The organism is Eubacterium sp. ER2 (assembly GCF_000765215.1).
GTDB lineage: Bacteria > Bacillota > Clostridia > Lachnospirales > Lachnospiraceae > Claveliimonas > Claveliimonas intestinigallinarum.
This window is the reverse complement of sequence record NZ_JPJE01000033.1, coordinates 19,612-32,484: the sequence shown is the minus strand read 5'-3', so window position 1 is coordinate 32,484 and position 12,873 is coordinate 19,612. Positions and strand designations below refer to the sequence as shown.

11 protein-coding genes are annotated in these 12,873 nt (G+C 51.8%); 1 reads left to right on the top strand and 10 read right to left on the bottom strand.

Features of this window, described 5'->3' with window-relative positions:
• Positions 1 to 37: 37 nt before the first annotated feature.
• The 6 genes from NI21_RS0112230 to NI21_RS0112205 all read right to left on the bottom strand — a co-directional run bounded on the left by NI21_RS0112230 (position 38) and on the right by NI21_RS0112205 (position 7,991).
• Positions 38 to 1,648 (bottom strand): cohesin domain-containing protein, encoded by a 1,611-nt coding sequence (locus tag NI21_RS0112230; RefSeq protein WP_033126485.1) that lies wholly within the window; start codon positions 1,646 to 1,648, stop codon positions 38 to 40.
• 53 nt (positions 1,649 to 1,701) lie between these two features.
• On the bottom strand, positions 1,702 to 3,117 hold the full coding sequence (locus tag NI21_RS0112225) for an LCP family protein (RefSeq protein ID WP_033126484.1): 1,416 nt from the start codon (positions 3,115 to 3,117) through the stop codon (positions 1,702 to 1,704).
• Positions 3,118 to 3,199: 82 nt separating this feature from the next.
• Positions 3,200 to 4,114, bottom strand: coding sequence for a glycosyltransferase family 2 protein (locus tag NI21_RS0112220; RefSeq protein WP_033126483.1), 915 nt, complete (start codon positions 4,112 to 4,114; stop codon positions 3,200 to 3,202).
• Positions 4,093 to 5,430, bottom strand: a complete 1,338-nt coding sequence (locus tag NI21_RS0112215; protein ID WP_242842859.1) for an O-antigen polymerase — start codon at positions 5,428 to 5,430, stop codon at positions 4,093 to 4,095. The genes NI21_RS0112220 and NI21_RS0112215 overlap by 22 nt, the downstream gene beginning before the upstream one ends.
• 5 nt (positions 5,431 to 5,435) lie before the next feature.
• Positions 5,436 to 6,563: an LCP family protein gene (locus NI21_RS0112210; protein ID WP_033126482.1), complete on the bottom strand. Its 1,128-nt coding sequence runs from the start codon at positions 6,561 to 6,563 to the stop codon at positions 5,436 to 5,438.
• A 24-nt stretch (positions 6,564 to 6,587) separates the two neighbouring features.
• Positions 6,588 to 7,991, bottom strand: a complete 1,404-nt coding sequence (locus NI21_RS0112205; protein ID WP_033126481.1) for an undecaprenyl-phosphate glucose phosphotransferase — start codon at positions 7,989 to 7,991, stop codon at positions 6,588 to 6,590.
• 240 nt (positions 7,992 to 8,231) lie between these two features.
• Here NI21_RS0112205 and NI21_RS0112200 point away from each other — a divergent pair, with 240 nt between their 5' ends.
• Complete coding sequence (locus tag NI21_RS0112200; RefSeq protein ID WP_033126480.1) at positions 8,232 to 9,212, top strand: glycosyltransferase family 2 protein; 981 nt, start codon at positions 8,232 to 8,234, stop codon at positions 9,210 to 9,212.
• A gap of 98 nt (positions 9,213 to 9,310) precedes the next feature.
• On the opposite strand, the gene rfbC is transcribed toward NI21_RS0112200, so the two are convergent.
• The 4 genes from rfbC to rfbA are packed head-to-tail and all read right to left on the bottom strand — an operon-like array spanning position 9,311 to position 12,862.
• Entirely contained in the window at positions 9,311 to 9,919 is a 609-nt protein-coding gene (gene rfbC, locus NI21_RS0112195) for a dTDP-4-dehydrorhamnose 3,5-epimerase (RefSeq protein ID WP_033126479.1), read from the bottom strand.
• A gap of 14 nt (positions 9,920 to 9,933) precedes the next feature.
• On the bottom strand, positions 9,934 to 10,875 hold the full coding sequence (rfbD, locus tag NI21_RS0112190) for a dTDP-4-dehydrorhamnose reductase (RefSeq protein WP_033126478.1): 942 nt from the start codon (positions 10,873 to 10,875) through the stop codon (positions 9,934 to 9,936).
• Positions 10,875 to 11,906, bottom strand: coding sequence for a dTDP-glucose 4,6-dehydratase (gene rfbB, locus NI21_RS0112185; RefSeq protein ID WP_033126477.1), 1,032 nt, complete (start codon positions 11,904 to 11,906; stop codon positions 10,875 to 10,877). Before rfbB ends, rfbD begins: the two co-directional genes overlap by 1 nt.
• Positions 11,907 to 11,965: 59 nt before the next feature.
• Positions 11,966 to 12,862: a glucose-1-phosphate thymidylyltransferase RfbA gene (rfbA, locus tag NI21_RS0112180; protein ID WP_033126476.1), complete on the bottom strand. Its 897-nt coding sequence runs from the start codon at positions 12,860 to 12,862 to the stop codon at positions 11,966 to 11,968.
• Between the last annotated feature and the right edge of the window lie 11 nt (positions 12,863 to 12,873).

Sequence of the window (12,873 nt, the reverse complement as noted above, 5' to 3'; positions counted from 1 at the left end):
TGCAGTTTCCCACATTCTCCTTTTTTACCGAAAGCTGTTAATCCAGATCAATGATATCCATCTTGAAGGTATCGTCCGCCTCCGCATGGCTGCGTCTCTGGGACTCCTTCTTCGGTCTCTTCGCCGGCTCTCTCACCCGCGCGTTCAGAAGCTCATCCAGATCGTCAATGTCCTCCTCGTCACCTGAGCGGCGGCTGCGGCGGGGCGCATCGTCGTAAGATCGCTTTGCACCTCTTACAAAGGCGTCGTAATCCTCCTCATAGTCCTCATCGTAGTCGTCTTCCTCATCATAGCTGTCATCATTATCATCATCGCCATCCAGATCGTATTCATCTTCATAGTCGCTGTCAAAGCCGTCCTCAAAGTCCTCGTCCTCGTAGTCCTCAAAGTCATCATCAAGCTCAGAGTCCTCGTCCAGGGCCAGCTTGTCCTGCTTCTTCGACTTCTTATTGGCCTTCTTATCTTTCTTTTTCTTGTCCGGCACTTCCTCCGGCTCCTCCTCCAGGTCAATGCCGTACTCGTCATAGAGGTCGTCCAGCTCCAGGTTGCGGTGATGCAGCTTTACAAGAGCCACAATCAGGATGATCACCACAAGCACAAACAGCACGCAGGCGGCAACCATTACCCAGCGCAGATTGTCCTGGATAAACTGAAGGATTGATCCCAGTATCCCGTCCGCCTCTCCGGAATCATCTGTGGAGATGGACAGAGGGCGCACATATCTCTGATAGGTGCCATCCGCTGTGTCATACTGATAGAGCACGCTGTTTCCGTCACTGTTCAGGCCGTACACCAGATAGTACTCTGTGTTGTTGGTGTTCTGCCATGCCGGGAACTCCTTGCCGTTCAAGGTGAGCGTAGTCTCCTGGTATCCTCCCGGGATATCCACTGAACCGTCGTTCTGCAGAAGGATCAGATACCGGTCCGTGGAGAGTTCGATCTCCTCAAAGGGAGAAAAGGTTCCATCATTCGTGTTGTAGAGGAAAAAGTCTCCATCCCCTCCGGCAGCCGGCACAAGGTACATAGCCGTCGCGCCGCTGGCAGCTTGTGTGACTACTGTACAGGTCTGTCCCTCAAACTGCATCTCAGAGCGTTCAAAGCCTCCGGGTATGATGGCGTCGGAGAAATCTCCGGAAACCACATAGGATGTCCCGTTCACCTCCACCGAAGGCCCGTTGGCCGACGCCGCTGCAGTGTCCTGAATCAGGGAGGGATCCCCAGGTCCGATGGTGATCGTAGACTGACCTCTTGTAACATCAATATCATCTCCATCGACATCTGTACCAGAAGCAGAGGAAATCTCGATCACCGTTGTACCCTCCTTGAGGGCCTGGAAGGTCATCGTAAAGTTCAGCTGTGTGGAGGTTCCGTCTCCCGCACCGCTCAGGGACAGGGTGCCGTTGTTGTCCGTCACCTGACTTCCCTCCACAAACCGGAGCATGGATGTGTCATAGGTGAGGGTCGCCTCTGCTGACTGCACCGCCACTGTACCGGTAAAGGTAGCTGTCACTTCCACCTCCGCCCCCACAGTCGTGGAGGGGTCAGAAAAGCGGAGCTGCCCCGAGGATGCGTATGCAGAAAAGGAAAAACCTGAAACCAGCATACACACCGCCATCAATGCCATTAATGCTTTTCTCAATCTTTTCATTGTTCTTTTCCTCTTTATTCGTAATATTTCAATCATTCAGCCCATCAGCATTTCTAATATCCGGATACTGCGTCACCGCCACTGCCGTCAGAGCCGCCGCTGACTTCGCCGCCCGAGGAGCTCTCTCCACCGGATGAGCCCCCAGTCTCTGCTCCTCCATCTCCGCTGCCGCCAGAACCGCCGCTGACTTCGCCGCCGCTTCCGCTGCCGCCGCTGACATCACCGCTGTCCCCGGTCCATCCCGATCCGCCGCTGCCGCCAGTCCATCCTGATCCACCGCTGCCGGAGCTTCCACTGCCGCTGGAGCTTCCGGAACTGCTTTCATAGTCATAGTCGTAATAGGAATCATCCGGCTGTTCCATGATGGCCTGACTGTCCTCATCCGTGTCTGCCTGCCTATCGCCGGCCTTGGCCACAATGTTTCCACTGATGGTGGACACCGTTGAAGAAGGTGTATATCCATCTTCTGTTCCAAAGAAAAACTCATGAAGCTGCTGTACATTGCTCTCCAACGTCACAGGAATAACTACACTGCCTATATTATTCAGCGTATCCGTCGATTTATCAAAGGGAAATCCCGTCGTCTCCCCCAGCTTATAGTCGAAAGCATCCAGCGCATAATCAAGAATTTCTGTGAGGGTAAAGTTTGTAGACACCTCCGGGAATACCTTATCTATGATCTTATTGATCTGGGAGAGGCTTGCTCCCTGCAGCTTTTCAATAACTTTTGTCAGCACCTCTCTCTGCCTCTCAGCACGCTTAAAGTCATCACCGGCCGTATAACGAATACGGGAATAGGCTGTTGCCTGCACACCATTTAAAGTCTGAAGCCCCGGTTCCATTACTCCCATAGAGTCCTTTCCCGTCACCTTAATAATCTCAGTCGCATAGCCGTTAATATAACTAATCTCCTCTTGCTGGACATCGATCTCCACACCGCCAACGGCATCGATCACATCAATCAGCGCATTAAAATTCACCGTCACATAGTGTTCAATATCCATATCCAGATTCTCATTGAGCATAGCAACGGCCCCCTCAGGACCTCCATAAGCATAGGCCGCATTGGCCTTGTTCAGCGTTCCATCACTCTGCTGCAGGAGAGTATCACGATACACCGATGATATCTTTACTTCCAATGTCTCGCGGTTGAGGCTGGCGATCATGATCGTATCGCTCCTGGTCCCCTCCCCTAATTCATTGTCTCTGGAGTCAACGCCAAAAAGGGCAACGTTGAGATATCCCGTCCCCCTCTCTCTGGCCTCCTTAGAGATATTCAACTTATCCGCGTCCAGCTCCACTGTATCGATCTTTGCCAGTTTGCTGGCCAGCAGCACTGCCCCCGCCGCCGCCACGATCAGGAAGGTGCCCCCCACAATGGAGGCGATCTTCTTCCCGAGAGACCAGGAAGCAAATCCTCGGTTTTTCTTTCTGCGTCCGCGCCGGTAATGCTTTCTTTCTTTTGCCATTACTAAAATCCTTTCGCTAAAAAACTACATGATTTCCGAACATATCATTCTATACTATACATGATTTTCTCAAAAACTGCAATTATTTTTCCCAATAACTCTGGCTCATCGTACATTTTTTTATAAGCCAGAAAGGGAGCTTCCTGTAGCTGCGCCCCAGTCGGTATCCCAGATACTTACAGCCGCTCTGCCACACCAGCTTCGGGATCAGCCATCCCTTCTTCTCTCTCAGCAGATATTTTGCCGTATTCTTCACGAGGCGGATCCCCTCGCTCTCCGAGGCGATCCCCGCGAACACCTCCGGGTGATCCGCCTGGGAGACAGCCAGATCAAAATTTCTGTGGAACTGCTGGACTCCTGTATAATTGTGGGAGTGGATTACCCTGGCCTCCGCCGCATAGGCGATCTTGTATCCCTTTTCAATCATGTGGCCTGCCAGGATCATATCTTCGTTGAAAATAGTCTTCTTTTCAAATCCGCCTGTCTCCTCGTAGGCCTTTTTGCTGTAGGCCGCACACACATCTGAACAGAAGAAGGTCTTGATCCCAAGAACCGGCAGATCCTCCTTTCCTTTCAGTCTGGACTTCTCCGGATAGTTAAAGGATCTGGTGTATCTCTCAATGACATGGCAGTCCTTCCCGGGAAGCTGCCGGGCATACGTCACTCCCACATCGTCCCTCTCAAAGGGCTTTATCAGATTCTCGATCAAATACTTGTCATAGGGTACCGCATCCTGAGTCATGAAGACGATAATATCCGCATCTGACTGCCGGATCCCCATGTCCCTGGTACCGCCATGGTCAAACTGCTCTTTTTCAATGTGCGTCACCCGAATTCCCTGTTCCATGCAGAACCTTGCCGGGAAATGATCTGATATCGTGTTGATCACATGGATCCCGTCCGGCAGCCGGGTCTGCTTCTTCAGCCTGAGAATCAGCTTTTCAAACTCCCTTCCCGGCCTGTAAACCGGTATGATCACTTCAATCCTTTCCGCCATCTGCCATCTTCCTCCTTTTTCTGATATCCTACAAAGAGATACATCACCGTAGTAAGAGCAAGCCAGAACCAGGTGGTGGGATTGCTGAACCAGGTGGTAAAAAATGCCAGCCCCAGATAGATCGCAATCTGCCCGTAAAAAAGATAAGCCACCGGGTTGCCGCCCTTATGGATCCAGACTGTCAGCTTCCTGGCAGCAAAACCAATGATCAGCGCCAGGAGAAGCACTCCCACTATCCCGAAATCATAGTAGGCATCGTAGAACATGGTCAGAGTCGTCAGCTCCGGCTTGGTAATATAGATAGGACTTGCTGTCAGCTCCGGAAAAATAAATTTCAGACCTGTCAGAGCGAACACCGGGAACAGCATCCGCACCCCATAGGTGTGCTCTGCGATCTGCTCCACAAGACAGTTAAAGTTCTCAAAATTGTTGGCTACATAGATATAGGGCTGCGTGATGAAGATGGGTGTGCTGCTGTTCTTCATATCAAAGATGCCGTTCAGGTATTCCACGTCGTGGTTCCTTGCCACAGTGAGCCCCACATAGACGGGAACCATGATGACCAGCAGGAGCACCAGCACCTTCCAGTTCAGATGCCGGTTCGTGAGTATATAGACCACCACGGCAAACCCCACCGCAAACAGCAGCTGAAACCTGGATACACACAGCACCGGCACCGCCACTGCCGTTATGTTCGCTATCCCCAGCAGTACATAGTCTCTCCTGCTCCTCTTCTCCTTCACCTTCCAGTAGAGGACAGTGATCGCCGGGATCAGAATACAGCTGATGGTAAAATAGTGCACCCCGGAAACATGGAAATAGGAATAGGCATGGGGCTTATCCGAAAAGAGAGGGATGAAGCCCACAGCCAGGAACTCGATCAGAAAGCAGACCCAGGAGGCAACAGCCAGCCCGCAGGCACAGAGTAACAGCCTTCCTGCCCTCACCCCGTCTTTTGCCAGCGCTACATGCTCCGGCATGGACTGCCTCCGCATATATCCGGCGCAGAAGCCAATGTAAGCCAGGAAAAAGGTAAGCCAGGTCCAGACGCTCCAGTCTGTCTGGAGATGGCTGAGCTGCAGGCAGGCGATTCCCTGCCCTCCTACCCAGGCCAGGGCAAACAGTCCCTTCATGTCCACCAGATTCCCGCTCTCCCTGAAACGGCAGATATAAACGCCCAGGGCATAGAAAACAAGAAGAAGGGAGCTCAGTATATGCACTCCCCCCCTGGAGGCAAGAAAGCTGCCAAAATAGATCACTGCACACAGCACTGCCTCCGCTATAAAATTGCGAAACATCGTTCCATTCTCTCTCATGCTTCCTACTCGTCTCCTGTATCTTCTGACTCCGTAAAGTCTGACTGCATTGCGGTCGTGCTCTCATCTACTCCTGTGAGGTATATAATATCATTGTCAATCTGCTGTACAGTCTCTGATGGCGTATAGTCTTCCTCCCCAAAGAGAAATTCATGCAGGCGGCTGACATTGGATGAGAAATCGATAGGCACAACATAGGAGCCGCTGTGGTTCCGCACATTTTCCGATGTTGTCACATCGAACGGGAAGCCTGACGTATCTACGATATTGTAATTCAGCGCATTGGCTGCAAAGCCAAGTAAATCCGCGGACGAAAAGCTGGTCGATATCTGCGGGAAAACTTCATCTACAATCTTGTTCAACGTAGAAAAGCTGGCTTTCTTCGCCTTCTCCATGACCTTTTCAAGGACAATACGCTGTCTCTCTGTCCTCTTGAAATCGTTTCCGTCTGTATATCGGATCCGGGCATAGCCCACCGCATGGACCCCATCCAAAAGCTGGGTCCCGGCCTCCTCTTTGATCTGCGTCATCTCTTTCCCGGTCACCTGGGCCGTCTCAAAGGCGTAGCCATTGCACCAGAACGCCTCCTCAGCTGTCATATCGATCTCAAGTCCTCCTAAAAGATCAATCACATCCACAAGGGCATTGAAATTCACACTCACATAATTCTGGATGTCCAGGTCAAAATTCCGGTTCAGAAGGCTGATAGCATCCTCCACACCCCCGGTGTTATAGGCTGAATTGGCTTTCTCATATGTACCGTCCGCCTGCTGGAGAAGAGTATCTCTGTAGACAGATACAAGCTTCACATCGCTGGTCTCATTGTTGATGCTGGCGATCATGATGGTGTCACTCTGGACGCCTCCCTCCAGCTCTCCGTTTCTGGAGTCAAGCCCGAACAGGGCAATATTAGTGTAAGGTCCGGTGTCCTTATATACATCCAACCTGCTCTTGTCCAGGATATTAAAGTCCAGCTTGTCCAGCTTGAACATTCCATAGGCCACTACGCCCAGCACAGCCAGGATGATCAGCTCAAGGATCAGAACAATGATCCGTTTTCTTCTCTTTTTCCTTCGAAGCTGCCGCCTCTCCTCGCGGGTCATCTTCTTCTGTAATCTCTTTTTTCTGCTCATTCTATCTCCTGTATCTTCCATTGTCTAGTAGGCGTTCTTGTTCACAAACCCCTTAAAGAAGGTCATGATGATAATCTTGAAATCAAACCCAAGGGTCCAGTTCTCAATATAGTAGAGATCGTGCTCGATCCGCTTCCGAATAGATGTATCTCCCCTGTAGCCGTTGACCTGGGCCCATCCGGTCAGGCCCGGGCGTACCTGATGCTTTACCATGTATCTGGGGATTTCCTCCTTAAACTGTTCCACAAACTGGGGCCGTTCGGGACGGGGGCCCACCAGGCTCATATCCCCTTTCAGCACGTTAATAAGCTGGGGCAGCTCGTCAATGCTGGTCTTCCGGATAAAGCGGCCGATAGGAGTCACCCTGGGATCGTTCTGGGTTGTCCAGGCCTTCTTCTCAGAGGAAGCGTCCTGCACCACCATGGAGCGGAATTTGTACATATAAAAAGGCTTATTCCTCATGCCAATCCTCTCCTGCTTAAAGATCAGCGGTCCCGGTGACGTGGCCTTGATGATCACCGCCACCACTGCCATGACAGGGGAAAACAGGATCAGCGCCACCACGGCTCCGAAAAGATCCACGCACCGCTTCATAAAGGCGTTGAGCCGGTTGTTCAGAGGCACGTGACGTATATTAATGACCGGAAGGCCGAGAAGGTCCTCCGTGTAGGGCTTTGTGGGGATAATATTGTTGTAATCCGGGATAAACTTCGTGTGGACGCCGGACTTTTCACACATGCTTACAATCTTTGCCAGCTTGTGATACTCCGCCAGGCCAAGGGTAATGGCAATCTCGTCCAGCCGGTTTTCCGGCAGAATAATAGACAGGTTGTCGATCCGGCCCAGCACCCTGATTCCCTTGTACTCGGTTCCCCTCGGCACATTGTCCGCCAGGATCCCGCGGACAGTGTAGCCCCAGGATGGGTTGGCCACTACCCTGTCAATGTACTCCTCCGCAGCCCGGCTGTACCCGATCAGAAGGATCTGCTTCTGATTCAATCCCTTTTTCCGGATGCTGCGCAGCAGAATCCGGATCAGGTTGCGCATCAGCGCCTCCGCAAACACATTTACACAGAAGAACACAAAGAGCATGCTTCGGGAGAAGTTCTGCTCCTTCACAAGATAAAGGATCAGGATCAGTCCCATCAGGCCGATCACGTTGGCCTGAGTGATATGCCAGATCTCCAGCCGCCGCCCCTGAACTCTCTTTGGCGTATAGAGCTGAAAAATGTAGTACAGGATCAGGTAGCCCGGGATCACAAAGAGCAGTACCCGGCAGTACTCCTGCAGTGACAGGTACCAGGGCGAAGGTGAAAATACACCAAATTTAAACCGGATATACCAGGCAAGCACATAGGACAGCCCTATGACACAGGCGTCCAGCACCACGTGAAGTCCGTTCCAGAACCGTTGATTATCTTTTATCATGATCATTTCCTCTATTTTATATAAAACCTATCATTATTTGACATACCGATATCAAATCCTGTTTTATCATACACTAAATATAGTGATTGAACAAGCCTTCCCTCCACATTTTTTCTTAACATTTATTTAACACTTTTGAAATATTCATGAAGTTCATCTGGCAATTCACGCCCGTCTCTGGTATAATCAATAAGTATTTAACATGAATAATTCGAAAATCAGAAGCAGGGGAAATAGACTATGCAGGTTACGATCGTCATTCCAAATTACAATGGAAAGCATTTCATGAAGCCCTGTCTGGAGTCACTGGACAAGCAGACATACAAGGGGTTTGAGATCATCGTGGTAGACAACGCTTCCTCCGACGGGAGCATGGAATATATGAAGGAGACTTACCCGGAGATCCGCTGTATTGCCCTGGACAAAAACTATGGATTCAGCCGGGCGGTGAATGAAGGGATACGTGCCTCCCGCACTCCCTATGTCATTCTCCTGAACAACGACACCACTGTGGATCCCCGCTATGTAGAGGAGATGGTTCGGGCGATCCGGAAGTCCAAACGGATCTTCTCTGTCAGCAGCAAGATGATCCAGATGTACCACCCGGAGCTCATTGACAGCGCCGGAGATCTCTACACCCTCATGGGCTGGGGCGTCTGCCGGGGTACCGGAAGACCTGTGTCCAACTACACAGAAGCAGACGAGATCTTCACAGCCTGTGCCGGAGCCGCCATCTACCGCCGCTCCGCCTTTGAGAAGATCGGATACTTTGATGAATCCCACTTCGCCTACCTGGAGGACATTGATGTGGGCTACCGGGCAAAGATTTACGGCTATAAGAACATGTACTGTCCCACTGCCCTCGTCTACCATGTGGGCAGCGGCACAAGCGGATCCAAGTACAACTCCTTCAAGGTAAAGCTGTCCGCCAGAAACAGCGTGTACCTCAACTACAAGAACATGCCTCTGGCACAGCTGATCCTCAACTTTGTGCCCCTGGCTCTTGGATGGCTCATCAAATCTCTCTTCTTCGCGAAGATCGGCTTTGGCAGAGACTACCGAGAGGGCCTGAAGGAAGGGTTCCAGACTCTCTCAGAGCAGAAAAAAGTCCCCTTCCGGCTCCGCCACCTTGGAAACTACGTGGCCATCGAGCTGGAGCTGATCGCACATACCTTCGCCTACGCAAAGGACTGGTTCAGCAGAAAGCTGGGACACAATTAGAACAATTATTAAAATGAGACGTAACACTTTTAAAAAGTATTACGTCTCATTTTCACTTTACTGATGTACTATTGTGTATATTTTACGAACAAAAGGCTTTAAAAGTGGAACGTATCCTTCAGCCCGGCCCACTTCTGATCCTTGTCGCTTAAGTTCAGAGCCGTGCCGTCCGCCAGATGGTACCCCTCCGCGGAAGCGCTTCCCTGGTACTCGCCCTCCAGCTGGGGCCATGTAATGCCGATCTCCGGGTCGTTCCAGGCCAGTCCGCCCTCATCTCCCGGATGATAGAAGTCCGTGCACTTGTAGCAGAACTCAGCCACATCGCTGAGAACCAGGAAGCCGTGGGCAAAGCCCTCGGGAATGTAGAACTGCTTCTTATTCTCCTCTGTCAGCTCAATGCCGAACCACTTGCCGTATGTCTCGCTGCCACTCCTAAGATCCACCGCCACATCGAAGACAGAGCCCTTGATGACCCTGACCAGCTTGCCCTGAGGGAATTCCTTCTGGAAGTGAAGTCCCCGCAGGACACCCTTTGTGGAGCAGGACTGGTTGTCCTGCACAAAGACCATGTCAAGGCCGTTCTCCTCCATGTCTCTCTGGTTGTACGTCTCCATGAAATACCCTCTGGCGTCCCCGTGCACTGCCGGCTCGATGACGCAGAGTCCCTGGATGCCGCCTGCATTTTTCTCAACTTTGATCTGTCCCATTGCTGTAAGCCTCCTTAAAACTCGATTTCTCTCAGATATCTATTAAGAGCGTCCTGCCATGTGGGGAGAGGAGTAAATCCGTTCTCCACAAGCTTGCTCTTGTCCAGCCTGCTGTTGAAGGGACGGGCCGCCTTGGACACGCCGTACTCCGCCGTGGTCACCGGCTTCACCGTGAGACGGTCCTCACTGTACTCTGTGTGTCCCAGTTCCACTGCCTGGCGGAAGATCTCCTTTGTGAAATCATACCAGCTGATGTAACCGCCCTCATTTGTGGCGTGATAGTAGCCATACTTCTCTGTCTCCAGCATATCCACCAGAAGCCTTGCCAGGTCAAAGGTGTAGGTCGGAGTCCCGATCTGGTCGTTCACTACCGTCAGCGTGTCGTGAGTCTTGCCCACATTCAGCATGGTCTTGATGAAATTCTTTCCGTTTTTACCAAACACCCAGGCGATGCGGACGATGAAATATTTCTCCAGCGTCTCAGACACAGCCAGCTCTCCTGCCAGCTTTGTCTCCCCATATACATTTAAGGGCTTGTAATCCTTGCAGTCCGGCTCCCAGGGCGTCTCCCCCTGTCCGTCAAAGACGTAGTCCGTGCTCAGATAGATCATCTTGCAGTCCAGCTTTTTGCACATCTGGGCAATATATTTTGTGCCGTCCACATTGATGGCCCGGACCTTCTCCTTTTTATCCTCATCCTCTGCCAGGTCTACTGCCGTCCACGCGGCGCAGTGCACCACCACGTCCGGCCGCACCTCGGAGAGCACCTTCTCTACAGAGGCCTGATCCGTGATATCCATGGGCACATAGGGCATGATCTCCACCGGAGTGCCGTCCTTAATGCCGCTGTACTCCTCCTTCAGGTCAGAGCCCACGCCTTCGTATCCCCGTCCTGCCAGTTCATTCATCACATCATGTCCAAGCTGTCCTGCAACACCGGTCACAAATACCTTCATTATTTGATCTCCTCCCTGTTTCCATACATCTTCTCATAATAGTTCTGATACTCTCCGGAAATGATGGTCTCCCACCACTCCTTGTTGTCCAGGTACCACTGGATGGTCTTCTTGATGCCGTCTGCGAACTTTGTCTCCGGCAGCCAGCCCAGCTCGTTGTGGATCTTTGTGGGGTCGATGGCGTAGCGCATATCGTGGCCCTTTCTGTCCTCCACGTGAACGATGAGGCTCTCCGGCTTGCCCAGCTCCTTGCAGATCAGCTTTACAATGTCAATGTTCTTCATCTCATTGTGGCCGCCGATGTTGTACACCTCGCCCACGCGGCCCTTGTGGATAATCAGGTCGATGGCCTTGCAGTGGTCCTCCACGTAGAGCCAGTCCCTGACATTCTCCCCTGCCCCGTATACCGGCAGAGGTTTGTCATTGAGCGCATTGGCGATCATCAGCGGGATCAGCTTCTCCGGGAAATGGTAGGGGCCATAGTTGTTGGAGCAGCGGCTGATGGTCACCGGCAGGCCGTATGTCCTGTGGTAGGCCAGCACAAGAAGGTCTGCGGAAGCCTTGGAGGCGCTGTAGGGGCTGCTTGTGTGGATGGGAGTCTCCTCTGTGAAGAACAGATCCGGCCTGTCCAGAGGCAGGTCGCCGTACACCTCGTCTGTGGATACCTGATGGTATCTCTTGATGCCGTACTTGCGGCAGGCGTCCATGAGCACAGCTGTTCCCTTGATGTTGGTGTCAAGGAAGACCTCCGGGTTCTCGATGGAGCGATCCACATGGCTCTCAGCCGCAAAGTTGACTACCATGTCCGGATGCTCCTCCTCAAAGAGCTTGTACACAGCCTCACGGTCCGTGATGCTGGCCTTCACAAAGCGGAAGTTGGGATTGTCCATGACAGGAGCCAGAGTGGACAGGTTTCCCGCATATGTCAGACAGTCCAGACAGATGATGCGATAGTCCGGGTACTTGTCCAGCATGTGAAATACAAAGTTGCTTCCGATAAATCCAGCTCCGCCGGTTACAATAATATTCATAGTGTTTCTTCTCCTTTTTCTTGGCAATAGTTAGATGATTTTCCTATATCTCTTTATTATCAATAGAGATTTTCCTGGTATTTCCCGTCCAGCACGTCCTTCAGATACTGACCGTACTGGTTCTTTTTCAGAACCTCGTACACTTCCATCACGTCCTCTTTGGAAATCCATCCGTTTAAGTAGGCGATCTCCTCCAGGCAGGCAATCTTCCTGTGCTGGTGAGTCTCCATAGTCTTGACAAAATTGGTGGCGTCCACCAGGCTCTCATGAGTTCCCGTGTCCAGCCAGGTGAAGCCCTGTCCAAGAAGCTCCACATTGAGCTGTCCCGCCTCCAGGTAAATGCGGTTCAGGTCTGTGATCTCCAGCTCTCCTCTGGCGCTTGGCTTCAGGTTTTTCGCGTAATCCACCACTTTGTTGTCATAGAAATAAAGGCCGGTCACGCAGTAGTTGCTCTTGGGATGCTCCGGCTTCTCCTCTATGGAGACAGCCTTACCCTCCTGGTTGAACTCCACAATGCCAAACCGCTCCGGGTCATCCACATAGTAGCCGAACACTGTGGCGCCCTTGCCGGACTCCGCATTTTCCACAGCTGCCTTTAATCTTTTCTTAAGGCCGTGGCCCGCAAAAATGTTATCCCCCAGCACCATAGCCACGCAATCATCGCCAATAAATTTCTCACCAATGATAAACGCCTGTGCCAGTCCGTCCGGGCTTGGCTGCACTTCGTAAGAAAGCTGCACGCCAAACTGATGTCCATCTCCCAACAGCTCTTTAAACCTTGGCGTATCCTGCGGTGTGGAGATGATCAGAATGTCCCGGATGCCCGCGTTCATAAGAACCGACATGGGATAGTAGATCATCGGCTTGTCGTAGATCGGCAGAAGCTGTTTGGATGTGACCATTGTCAGAGGATAGAGCCTTGTGCCGGATCCTCCCGCTAAAATAATACCCTTCATTGTAAAACCTC

Coding starts and splice junctions, on each gene's coding strand:
- NI21_RS0112230 (WP_033126485.1), bottom strand. CDS start 1,648: ATGAAAAGATTGAGAAAAGCATTAATGGCATTGATGGCGGTGTGTATG.
- NI21_RS0112225 (WP_033126484.1), bottom strand. CDS start 3,117: ATGGCAAAAGAAAGAAAGCATTACCGGCGCGGACGCAGAAAGAAAAAC.
- NI21_RS0112220 (WP_033126483.1), bottom strand. CDS start 4,114: ATGGCGGAAAGGATTGAAGTGATCATACCGGTTTACAGGCCGGGAAGG.
- NI21_RS0112215 (WP_242842859.1), bottom strand. CDS start 5,430: ATGAGAGAGAATGGAACGATGTTTCGCAATTTTATAGCGGAGGCAGTG.
- NI21_RS0112210 (WP_033126482.1), bottom strand. CDS start 6,563: ATGAGCAGAAAAAAGAGATTACAGAAGAAGATGACCCGCGAGGAGAGG.
- NI21_RS0112205 (WP_033126481.1), bottom strand. CDS start 7,991: ATGATAAAAGATAATCAACGGTTCTGGAACGGACTTCACGTGGTGCTG.
- NI21_RS0112200 (WP_033126480.1), top strand. CDS start 8,232: ATGCAGGTTACGATCGTCATTCCAAATTACAATGGAAAGCATTTCATG.
- rfbC (WP_033126479.1), bottom strand. CDS start 9,919: ATGGGACAGATCAAAGTTGAGAAAAATGCAGGCGGCATCCAGGGACTC.
- rfbD (WP_033126478.1), bottom strand. CDS start 10,875: ATGAAGGTATTTGTGACCGGTGTTGCAGGACAGCTTGGACATGATGTG.
- rfbB (WP_033126477.1), bottom strand. CDS start 11,906: ATGAATATTATTGTAACCGGCGGAGCTGGATTTATCGGAAGCAACTTT.
- rfbA (WP_033126476.1), bottom strand. CDS start 12,862: ATGAAGGGTATTATTTTAGCGGGAGGATCCGGCACAAGGCTCTATCCT.